This window comes from Paeniroseomonas aquatica (assembly GCF_030409335.1).
GTDB lineage: Bacteria > Pseudomonadota > Alphaproteobacteria > Acetobacterales > Acetobacteraceae > Belnapia > Belnapia aquatica.
Genome location: NZ_JAUFPN010000019.1, coordinates 1 through 9,650, shown reverse-complemented (window position 1 = coordinate 9,650; position 9,650 = coordinate 1). Strand labels below are relative to the sequence as shown.

Genomic DNA, 9,650 nt, shown 5'->3' with positions numbered 1-9,650 from the left:
GGCGGCGCCGCGCCGGCTGGCCTCGGCCTCGGCGGCGCGCAGCGCCCCGGCCTCGGCGGCCAGGTGACGGGACAGGCCCTGCAGCACCAGCAGCCCGCGCAGCGTGTCCTCCGGCGGGCCAGGGACCGCCAGCAGCGATTCCGCCGGCCAGAGGCCGAGCCGCAGCATCAGCGGCAGCATCGGCGCCAGCGCGTTGGCGCGGTCGCGGCCCTGGGCGCTGGCCGCCCCGGCGGCGGCGGCGGCGGCGGCGGTGCGCGCTTCGGCCTCCGCCAGCCGCTGGTCGGCGGCCTGGGCGCGGCGGGCGGCCTCGACCAGCCGCTCGGTCAGGTGGCGCTCCTCGAGGGCGGGCGCCCGGGCGGCGCGGGTGGCGGCCTCGGCGGCCTCGCGTTCCGCCTGGGCGGTGCGCTGGGCGTCCTGGACGGCCTGCGGGGTCGGGGACTGGGCCGGGCTAGCGGTGGAGACCGTCAGCGCGAACAGCACCGCGCCGAGCCGACGGAGGGCTCGGCTACAGCGGCGGCGTGGTGCGGCGGGCGTCGGCGCGGCGAGGGTCAAGACGGCGCCGGGGTAGCACGGTGCGCCCCGGCCGCGCGAGCGGGGTTACTCCCCGACATCCGGTCGGGGGCAGGCCAGGCGTGCGGGCGCGGTCGTGCCCGCCGCGCCGGCTCGGCCGGTGCCCGGCGGAACGGCGTTACCGCCGCGGGCCCCGATGACCGGCGGGTCGGTGATGGCGGCGCGGTCCGGGCCGCCGGATCAGCGGGGCCTGAGCAGCGACACCCCGGTCATCGCCGCCGGCTGCGGCTGGCCCATCAGCGCCAGCAGGGTCGGCGCCACATCCGCCAGCCGGCCATCGGCCAGCCCGGCGCCGGGCGGCCCGCCGACCAGCAGCACCGGCACCGGGTTGGTGGTATGGGCGGTATGCGGCCCGCCCGTCGCCGGGTCCCGCATCAGCTCGCAATTGCCGTGGTCGGCGGTCACCAGCAGGGCGCCGCCCTGGGCCCGAACCGCGGCGACGATCCGCCCGAGCGCCGCGTCCACCGTCTCCACCGCCCGGATCGCCGCCGACAGGATCCCGGTATGGCCGACCATGTCCGGGTTGGCGAAGTTCAGCACCACCAGGTCGTAGGTGCCGGTGCCGATGGCCGCGACGACCTTGTCGCAGAGCTCGGGCGCCGACATCTCCGGCTGCAGGTCGTAGGTGGCGACCTTGGGGGAGGGGACCATGATGCGGTCCTCGCCGGGGAAGGGCGGCTCGATCCCGCCGTTCAGGAAGAAGGTGACATGCGGGTATTTCTCGGTCTCCGCCGCATGCAGCTGCCTGAGGCCGGCGCGGGCGACCACCTCGGCCAGCAAATCCTGCATGGATTGCTGCGCGAAGAGCGTGCCGAGCAGCCTGGTCAGGCTGGTGGAGTATTCGGTCATGCCCGCGGCGGCGGCGAATTGCGGCAGCCGGGGCCGCGCGAAGCCGGTGAAGGCCGGGTCGACCAGCGCATCCAGGATCTCCCGCACCCGGTCGGCGCGGAAGTTGAAGCTGAGCAGCCCGTCGCCGTCGCGCATCCCGGCGTAGTCGCCGATGATGCTGGCGGGGACGAATTCATCCGTGACCTTCTGCGCATGGGCGGCGGCGACGGCGGCGGCGGCCGAGGCGGCATGCGCGCCCTCGGCCAGCACCATGGCGCGCCAGGCCTGGCTGACGCGGTCCCAGCGGTGGTCGCGGTCCATGGCGAAGTAGCGGCCGGTGACGGTCGCGATGCGCACCCCGGGGAAGCCGGCGATATCGGCCTCCAGCGTCGCCAGGTAGCCGGGGGCGGCCTCCGGCGGGGTGTCGCGGCCATCGGTGAAGGCATGGATCGCCACCGGAATGCCGGCCCGGGAGAGAACGCCGGCCAGGGCGGCGGCATGGCGCTGGTGGCTATGCACCCCGCCCGGCGAGACCAGCCCCATCAGGTGGCAGGTGCCGCCCGAGGCCCGCAGCGCCGCGATCAGGCCGGCCAGCGCCGGCATGGTGGCGATGGAGCCATCGGCCACCGCCGCGTCGATCCGCGGCAGGTCCTGCATCACCACCCGGCCGGCGCCGAGGTTCAGGTGGCCGACCTCCGAATTGCCCATCTGCCCGTCCGGCAGGCCGACGTCGCGGCCCGAGGTGCGGAGGAAGGCATGCGGCCCGGCGGACCAGAGCGCGTCGAAATTGGGCGTGTGGGCCTGCCGCACGGCATTGTCCGCCACCTCCTCGCGCCAGCCCCAGCCATCGAGGATGCACAGCATGACGGGGCGGGGTGCGGGCATGGGAAACCTCCGGTCTGGCCTGCGGGCCTCAGCCTTGGGGCCTTAACGCCGCCGCCATGCCGGCGCAACCGGCGGCAGGCGGGCGAGGCCGATCACGGTCATAGGCGTGGCGACGGTAGCGGGAGGACGGGATGCGGGATCTGATCGACTGGGACATGGCTGCGGCGGAACTCGATGCCCAGGGCGTCGCCCGGCTGGGCCCGGTCCTGACCCCGGCGGAATGCCAGGCGCTGGTCGCCTTGTACGAGCAGCCGGCGCTGTTCCGCAGCCGGGTGGTCATGGCCCGGCACGGCTATGGCCGCGGCGAGTACCAGTATTTCGCCGAGGCGCTGCCGGACCCGGTCCAGGCCCTGCGCGGCGCGCTCTATCCCCGGCTCGTGCCGGTGGCGAACCGCTGGAACGCGGCGATGGGCCTGGCGGTGCGCTACCCGGCGGAGCACGCCGAATTCCTCGCCCGCTGCCACGCCGCCGGCCAGGCCAAGCCGACGCCGCTGCTGCTGCGCTACGGCCCCGGCGACTACAATTGCCTGCACCAGGATCTGTACGGCGAGCATGTCTTCCCGCTGCAGGTGGTGGTCCTGCTCTCGGTGCCGGGGGAGGATTTCACCGGCGGCGAGTTCGTCCTCACCGAGCAGCGCCCGCGCATGCAGTCCCGCGCCGAGGTGGTGCCGCTGGCCCAGGGCGAGGCCGCGGTCTTCGCCGTGGCGCAGCGGCCGGTGCAGGGCAGCCGGGGCAGCTACCGCGTGACGATGCGCCACGGCGTCAGCCGGCTGCGCAGTGGGCAGCGGCATACGCTCGGCATCATCTTCCACGATGCGGCCTAGCGCAGCCCCGCGACCGGCACCGGGGCCGGGCCCGGCCGCCGCGCCGCCAGCAGCCCCGGCAGCGCCTCCGGCCGCCCGGCCTCGACGGCGGCGCGCAGCAGGGTGAATTCCACCAGATCCATCTGCGCCCGGCTGCCGCCGATCCGGTCCCGCTCCGCGACCACCGGTGCGATCGCCTCGACCGCCCCGGCATAATCCTGGCGGGCGAAGGCCGAGAAGCCCGCGGCCAGCGCCGGCAGCACGGCGCCGGAGGGGTAGCGGCCGGCGCGCTCCAGCGCCTCGGCCTGCGCCACCCAGGCCTCCAGCGCAGCGCCGTCGCCGGCGACCGCCTCGGCCAGCGCCACATGCAGGTCGGCGAAGGCCATGCCGGGCTTCGGGAACGTCGCCCGGGCGAAGCGGTGGATCGCCTGCCAGCCTTCCGCATCGCGCGGGTTGCCCGCCAGCTCCCAGCGCCAGAGGAAGGAGACGGCATCGGTCAGCTTCAGCCGGGACGGCCCGGTATGGCTCGCCGGCCCGCAGGCCTCGGCGAACAGCCGCCAGGCCGCCTCGGCGTCCCCGGCCTCGATCTCGCCCAGCGCCAGGTGCCAGGCGAGATGCCCGTGCAGCGAGCCCGCCGCGGGGTAGCCCGGCAGCCAGCCGCGCAGGAAGCGGCGGCCGGCATCGGTCTCGCCGGCCTCGTAGCAGACATGGGCCAGGGCATGGGCGCCCCAGGCATTGTCGGGCCGCGCCGCCAGGGAGCGCTCGATCCGCGGCCGCGCCGCGGCGCCCTGGCCGGCCTCGGACAGCGCCATGCCGTGCATCGCGCCGAACCACCAGTCGTCGCCGTAATGCGGCGCCAGCCCGTCCATCAGCCCGACGAGGTATTCGTGGCGGTCGGCGCGGCCGCTGCTGCCGATCAGCCCGTTCGGGGTGATGGCGGTGACCAGCACCGTGGCATCGCGCGGGTAGGCCGCCACGTGCCCCGGCAGCGCGGCCAGCGCCGCCTCCGCCTGGCCGGTCAGGAACAGGGAGAAGTAGCGGAGGTGCCGCGCCTCGCGCTCGGGCAACCCGGGGGACAGGGCCTCGGCCGTGGCGAGGGAGCGCTTCGCCGCGGCCGCGTCGCCTTCCCGCAGCGCCGCATGGGCGCGGGCGGCATGGGCCAGGGCGAAGCCCGGGTCGGCGGCGATGGCGCGGTCGAAGGCCTCGGCGGCGCCGGGCCAATGCGTCAGCAGCAGGTCGTTGCCGGCGTCATAGGCCGCGGCCGCGGCGGCCGAGCCGGTCGAGAGGTGCTGGCCGTAGCGGTCCCGCGGCATGGCCTCAGCCCAGCCCGCTCGGCAGCGCCGCGATGGCGGTGGCGCCGGCATCGACCGGCACGATGGCGCCGGTCATCCAGCGGGAATTGCCGCCGCAGAGGAAGGCGACCGCCGCGCCGACGTCCCAGCCGCTGCCCTCCACCTGCAGGATGCTGCGGCGGCGCCGCGCCTCGCGCTTCTCCGGCGTCATCGCATTGGCCTGGACCATCGGGGTATAGACCATGCCTGGGCAGACGCAGTTGACGCGGATGCCGTCCTTGGCGTGATGCACCGCCATGGCGCGGGTCATGTTCACCACCGCGCCCTTGCTGGTCGGGTAGAGCAGGGAGGGATGGCCGCCCTTCAGCCCCGCGACCGAGCCGATGTTGACGATGGCGCCGCCGCCGGCCTTGCGCATCTCCGGCACCGCGTATTTCGCCATCAGCATCATGGAGGTGACGTTCACCAGCAGGCCCTGCGCCCATTCCGCCGGGTCGACCTCCTCGGCGGTGCCCTGGGCGCCGCCGATGCCGACGTTGTTCACCAGCGCGTCGAGCCGGCCCCAGCGCTCGACGCCGGCGGCGACGATGCGCCGGCAATCCTCGGGCTTCGTCACGTCGCCGGTGACGGTGATGGCCTCGCCGCCCTCGGCCTCGATCATCCGCCGGGTGTCCTCGGCCCATTCGGGGACGGCATCGGCCAGCACCAGCTTCGCGCCGGCGCGGGCCAGCAGGATCGAGGCGGCGCGGCCGTTGCCGACGCCCTCGCCGGGGCGGGAGCCGGCGCCGGTGACGATGGCGACCTTGCCCTGCAGGTTCTCGGTGATCGTGTCCATGGCGTTTCCCCTTGCTTGCCGCGGATGCTGGCAGCCGCAGCCGGCAGGTCAAGCCGCGTTCAGGAAGGCCAGCGCCGCCTCCGCGACGGCGGCCGGCACCGCGTGCCCGCCGGGGAATTCCAGGTACTGCACCGGGTATCCGCTGCGCTGCAGCTTCGGCACCAGCCGGCGGCTGCAGTGGTCGATGGACAGGATCGCATCCTCCGTCCCATGGCTGAGGAAGCTGCGCGGCCGGCCCTCGAGATGCAGCGGCGCGGCGAAGCCGGGCGAGAAGGCCAGGGCATGGCTGAACAGCGCGCCGTTCATCATGGCGACCGACAGCGCGTAGGAGGCGCCGTCGGAGAAGCCGGCGATGGCCAGCCGCGCCGGGTCGACCGGCCAGTCCGCCAGGATCCGCGCCAGCACCGCATCCAGCCGCCGGATATCCGGCCCGTAGCCGCCCTCCAGCACGTCCCAGGTGGCGCCGAGGCTCTCCGGCAGCACGACCAGCGCCGCATCGGCGATCGGCAGGATGCGCCGCAACGCCTGCTCCGCCCCGCTGCCGTAGCCGTGCAGCATGAGGATCAGGGGCAGCGGGCCTTCGATCGGCGGCGGTACCCGCAGCAGCCCATCCCGCACGCCGCCCATGCCGAGCGGATGCAGCCCGGCCGGCAGGGGCCAGCCGGCCGGGGCGAAGGGGCGTGGCCGGGCGCGGAGTCGCCCCGCCTCCGGGCCATCGTCCTCGGTCATTCGAGGCGGGCTCCGGAGCGCTCGACGATGGCGCGCCAGCGCGGCACCTCGGCGGCGACGAAATCCTGGAAGGCCTCGCCCCGCAGCCCGTCCAGCGGCTCGCGGCCATTGGCGGCGAAGGCCTCCCGCAGCGCCGGGTCCGCCATCACCTGGGCGACGCCATCGGCCAGCCGGGCCACGATGGCGGGCGGCGTCCGCGCCGGGGCGAAGATTCCGGCCCAGGATCCGCTATCGGCGCCGGTGACGCCGGCTTCCCGCAGGGTCGGCACCGCGGGCACCATCGGCACCCGTGCCGCCGCGGTCACCGCCAGCCCGCGCAGCCGGCCGGCATTGATCAGCGGCACGGTGGTGACCGGGTTGTCGAACATGATGTCGACGGTGCCGGAGACGAGGTCGTTCAGTGCCTTGGCCGCGCCCTGGTAGGGCACATGGGTGAAGCGCACGCCGGTGACGGATTGGAAGACCTCGCCCGAGAGATGCGTGCTGGTGCCGACACCGGTGGAAGCGACGGTGATCCCGCCGGGGTCACGCCGCGCTGCCGCGATCAGCCCCGCCACATCCTGCCATGGCCGCCCGGGGTGGGAGACCAGCAGGTTCGGCGTCGCCGCCAGGGCATGGATGGCGGCGAAATCCTTCAGCGGGTCGTAGCGCAGGCCGGGGTAGAGGGCGAGGTTCGCCGCCTGGGTGCCCTGGGTGCCATAGAGCAAGGTATGGCCATCCGGCGCTGCCCGGGCGACGTATTCGGCGCCGACGCTGCCGCCGGCGCCGGCCCGGTTCTCGATGATGATCGGCTGGCCGAGCAGCGGCTGCAGCCCCTGGGCGATCAGCCGGGCGGTATTGTCGGTGATGCCGCCGGGCGGGAAGGGCACCACCCAGCTGATCGGCCGGGCGGGCCAGGCCTGCGCGCGGACCAGCCTCGGCATGAGCAGGCAAGGCGCGGCCAGCAGCAGCCTGCGGTGCAGTATCGGCATGGTCTCCTCCGGCGGCCGAGCCTGCCCCGGCCGGCCGCCGCTGTCACCCGAGGATCAGCGGCGCCACCCCGAAGAAGCGGGCATGGAAGTGCAGCAGCGCCGCCCAGGCCAGCAGCCCCACGACTGGCGGCAGCCAGCCGATCTCGCCGGGTGCCAGCCGGTTGCGGCCGGCGGCGATGGCGCCGAAGGGCAGGATGGAGGTGGCGGCGGCGAGCTTCGCCCAATCCGCCGGGGCGCGCTTCGCCAGCTTGGCGTCGATGCTCGGCATCCCCGCCAGGGCGGTGACGAGGAAGGCGCCGAAGAAGACGACCGCTGCGGTATCGCCGTTGCCGATCACGTGCACCGCCGCCCAGAGCGCGAAGGACCAGAGCATCGGGTGGCGGGTGATGCGCTGGATACCGGTCGCCCCGGCGCCGATCAGCGCCTCGCCGCCCGCCGCCGTCGGGTTGCGGCGGAAGGAGGCAACGAAGAGAACGAAGGCCGGCAGCATGACCAGCGCCAGGAGCCAGCGCAGCCAGGCGGGGGCGAACCACAGCGGCGTGGTCTCCGCCGCCTGCCAGGCCCGGACCAGGAAGACGATGGCGGCGACCGAGAGCAGCGAATAGCCGATGCGGAACCCGGCCTCCCCGGTGCGGGCGACGATGGCGCCGCGCAGCGCGGTGCCGGCGATGCCGACATGCGCGCCGACCCAGACCAGCGCCGCGATCATCAACAGGCCCATCAACAACCTCCCCGTGGCAGGCGCCCCGCGGCGCCGCGGGAGCTTGGCATGGGGAGGGTGCCTGGACCGAATCGATCCTGCGCTAGGGGCGCCAGGCCCGGTGGTAGGGGTGGCCGGCGCGGATCGCCTGCACCCGGTACCACTGCTCGGCCAGCAGGCCACGCACCAGGAAATGCGGCCAGGTCAGCGGCCCGAGCGACAGCCGGTGGTCGGCGCGGTCGAGTACCGCGGGGCCGAGCCCCTCCGCCCCGCCGATGAGGAAGCAGAGCGCCCGGCCGGTGCCGTCCCAGCGCTCGGCCAGGGCGGCCAGCGCCTCGCTGGTCGGTGCGGCGGCGCCGAGGTCGAGGGCGACGGCGAAGCCGCCCTCGGGCAGGGCGGCCAGCAGCGCGGCACCCTCGCGCCGGCGGATCTCGCCGGCGCTGCCGCGGGCCTCGGGGATTTCCGTCACCGCGAAGGGCGGGCGGAGGCGGGCGTTGTGCTGCTCGAACAGCGCCGCCTCCGGCCCGGATTTCAGCCGGCCGACGGCGATCAGCCGCGGCTGCCGGCTCACTCGGGGAGCTGGTCCCCGTCCATCAGCGTCGCGCCATCCTCGTCGCCCTGCGGGCTCTCCGGCCCCCACATCCGCTCCAGCGCATAGAGCGCCCGGGCTTCCGCCTTGAAGAGGTGGATGATCATGTCGCCGCAGTCGATCAGCACCCAATCGTCCGAGGCCTGGATCGCGTCCCGCCGCAGCTTCATGCCGACCTTCTCGAGCGCATCCTCGAGATGGTTCGCCATGGCCTGGATCTGCCGGTCGACGAAGCCGGTGGCGATGACCAGCCGGTCCGCGTAGCTGGCCCGGTCGGTGACGTCGAGGACGACGATGTCCTCGGCCTTGTCGTCCTCGAGACTGGTGCGGGCGGCGTTGACCAGCTGCTCCAGCCGGTCGGGCGTGACCTTCGGCTTGGCGCGGCTGCCCTTCGCCGGCTTGGCGACATCCGGCCCGGCGACCGCCTGCGCCTTGGACACCACAGGCCGCGGCGGCCCGTCGTCCTGCGGCACCGGCTTCGGCGGTACGCCGACGCGGCGGCGGATGATCTTCGCCTCCGGCACCGGGGCGGCGGTGGCGCGGCGGTTGGGCGAGGCCTTGGCGGTGGCGCGGCCGAGGGTCTTCGGCTTCACCACCGAGGCGGCGCGGACCCGCGGCGAGTCCTCCGAGCGGTCGCGGGAGGGCGGCCGGGTGCTGGTCCGCGAGCGGGCGATGGGCTCGACGGTGCGCCGGGTGCGGGGCGCCTCCTCGTCCCGCGGGCGGGCCACGGCGCGGGGGCTGCGGCTGCGCGGCGCCGGATCGTCCCGGCCGGCCGCCGGCGGGCGGGCGCTGCGGACGCGCGGCGCTGCTTCCACCCGGGGTGCCGGGCGCGGGCTGCGGCTGCGTGGCGCGGCCTCGTCCCGTTCCGCGGGGCGTGGGCTACGGCTGCGCGGTGCGGCTTCGTCCCTGTTCGGCGGACGGGTGCTGCGGCTGCGTGGCGCGGCCTCGTTCCGCTCCGGGGGGCGTGGGCTGCGGCTGCGCGGTGCGGCTTCGTCCCTGGTCGGCGGACGGGTGCTGCGGCTGCGTGGCGCGGCCTCGTTCCGCTCCGGGGGGCGTGGGCTGCGGCTGCGCGGTGCGGCTTCGTCCCTGGTCGGCGGACGGGTGCTGCGGCTGCGTGGCGCGGCCTCGTCCCGCTCAGAGGGGCGTGGGCTACGGCTGCGCGGTGCGGCTTCGTCCCTGGCCGGCGGACGGGTGCTGCGGCTGCGTGGCGCGGCCTCGTCCCGCTCAGAGGGGCGTGGGCTACGGCTGCGCGGTGCGGCTTCGTCCCTGGCCGGCGGACGGGTGCTGCGGCTGCGCGGCGCGGCCTCGTCCCGCTCCGAGGGGCGGGGGCTGCGGCTGCGCGGGGCGGCGTCGCCCCTGATCGGCGGGCGCGGGCTGCGGCTGCGGGGTGCAGCCTCGTCCCGCTCGGCCGGACGGGTGCTGCGGCTGCGCGGCGCCTCGTCCCGGTC

10 protein-coding genes and 1 pseudogene are annotated in these 9,650 nt (G+C 75.4%); 2 read left to right on the top strand and 9 right to left on the bottom strand.

The window, feature by feature from the left end; all coding sequences use genetic code 11:
* Together QWZ14_RS02170 and gpmI are read right to left on the bottom strand one after the other, a co-directional pair.
* Positions 1-480 (bottom strand): annotated as a pseudogene (locus tag QWZ14_RS02170) (hypothetical protein); the annotation flags it as partial.
* A 270-nt stretch (positions 481-750) separates the two neighbouring features.
* On the bottom strand, positions 751-2,283 hold the full coding sequence (gene gpmI, locus QWZ14_RS02165; protein WP_290314919.1) for a 2,3-bisphosphoglycerate-independent phosphoglycerate mutase: 1,533 nt from the start codon (positions 2,281-2,283) through the stop codon (positions 751-753).
* A gap of 131 nt (positions 2,284-2,414) precedes the next feature.
* Between gpmI and QWZ14_RS02160 the strand changes: the two genes are divergently transcribed.
* Complete coding sequence (locus QWZ14_RS02160; protein WP_290314918.1) at positions 2,415-3,107, top strand: 2OG-Fe(II) oxygenase; 693 nt, start codon at positions 2,415-2,417, stop codon at positions 3,105-3,107.
* Here the strand turns inward: QWZ14_RS02160 and QWZ14_RS02155 are convergent.
* From QWZ14_RS02155 to rsfS, 7 genes are all read right to left on the bottom strand, one after another.
* Positions 3,104-4,399, bottom strand: a complete 1,296-nt coding sequence (locus QWZ14_RS02155; RefSeq protein ID WP_290314917.1) for a hypothetical protein — start codon at positions 4,397-4,399, stop codon at positions 3,104-3,106. The two genes, QWZ14_RS02160 and QWZ14_RS02155, sit on opposite strands and share 4 nt — an antisense overlap.
* Before the next feature lie 4 nt (positions 4,400-4,403).
* Positions 4,404-5,213, bottom strand: a complete 810-nt coding sequence (locus tag QWZ14_RS02150) for an SDR family NAD(P)-dependent oxidoreductase (RefSeq protein ID WP_290314916.1) — start codon at positions 5,211-5,213, stop codon at positions 4,404-4,406.
* A 48-nt stretch (positions 5,214-5,261) separates the two neighbouring features.
* Positions 5,262-5,942: an alpha/beta hydrolase gene (locus tag QWZ14_RS02145; RefSeq protein ID WP_290314915.1), complete on the bottom strand. Its 681-nt coding sequence runs from the start codon at positions 5,940-5,942 to the stop codon at positions 5,262-5,264.
* Positions 5,939-6,913, bottom strand: coding sequence for a Bug family tripartite tricarboxylate transporter substrate binding protein (locus tag QWZ14_RS02140; RefSeq protein WP_290314914.1), 975 nt, complete (start codon positions 6,911-6,913; stop codon positions 5,939-5,941). The genes QWZ14_RS02145 and QWZ14_RS02140 overlap by 4 nt, the downstream gene beginning before the upstream one ends.
* Positions 6,914-6,956: 43 nt before the next feature.
* Positions 6,957-7,634, bottom strand: a complete 678-nt coding sequence (locus QWZ14_RS02135; RefSeq protein WP_290314913.1) for an NnrU family protein — start codon at positions 7,632-7,634, stop codon at positions 6,957-6,959.
* An 82-nt stretch (positions 7,635-7,716) separates the two neighbouring features.
* A complete protein-coding gene (locus QWZ14_RS02130) occupies positions 7,717-8,184 on the bottom strand; it encodes a 23S rRNA (pseudouridine(1915)-N(3))-methyltransferase RlmH (RefSeq protein WP_290314912.1) in 468 nt (155 codons plus the stop codon).
* On the bottom strand, positions 8,181-8,795 hold the full coding sequence (gene rsfS / locus QWZ14_RS02125; RefSeq protein WP_377753100.1) for a ribosome silencing factor: 615 nt from the start codon (positions 8,793-8,795) through the stop codon (positions 8,181-8,183). The genes QWZ14_RS02130 and rsfS overlap by 4 nt, the downstream gene beginning before the upstream one ends.
* Between rsfS and QWZ14_RS02120 the strand changes: the two genes are divergently transcribed.
* Positions 8,767-9,650, top strand: an 884-nt coding sequence (locus QWZ14_RS02120) for a hypothetical protein (RefSeq protein ID WP_290314911.1), incomplete at its 3' end; no start/stop codon positions are given. The genes rsfS and QWZ14_RS02120 overlap by 29 nt on opposite strands.

Excerpts from the sequence above, each read along its gene's own strand:
- gpmI (WP_290314919.1), bottom strand. The coding sequence starts at position 2,283 with ATGCCCGCACCCCGCCCCGTCATGCTGTGCATCCTCGATGGCTGGGGC.
- QWZ14_RS02135 (WP_290314913.1), bottom strand. The coding sequence starts at position 7,634 with ATGGGCCTGTTGATGATCGCGGCGCTGGTCTGGGTCGGCGCGCATGTC.
- QWZ14_RS02150 (WP_290314916.1), bottom strand. The coding sequence starts at position 5,213 with ATGGACACGATCACCGAGAACCTGCAGGGCAAGGTCGCCATCGTCACC.
- QWZ14_RS02160 (WP_290314918.1), top strand. The coding sequence starts at position 2,415 with ATGCGGGATCTGATCGACTGGGACATGGCTGCGGCGGAACTCGATGCC.
- QWZ14_RS02155 (WP_290314917.1), bottom strand. The coding sequence starts at position 4,399 with ATGCCGCGGGACCGCTACGGCCAGCACCTCTCGACCGGCTCGGCCGCC.
- QWZ14_RS02140 (WP_290314914.1), bottom strand. The coding sequence starts at position 6,913 with ATGCCGATACTGCACCGCAGGCTGCTGCTGGCCGCGCCTTGCCTGCTC.
- QWZ14_RS02145 (WP_290314915.1), bottom strand. The coding sequence starts at position 5,942 with ATGACCGAGGACGATGGCCCGGAGGCGGGGCGACTCCGCGCCCGGCCA.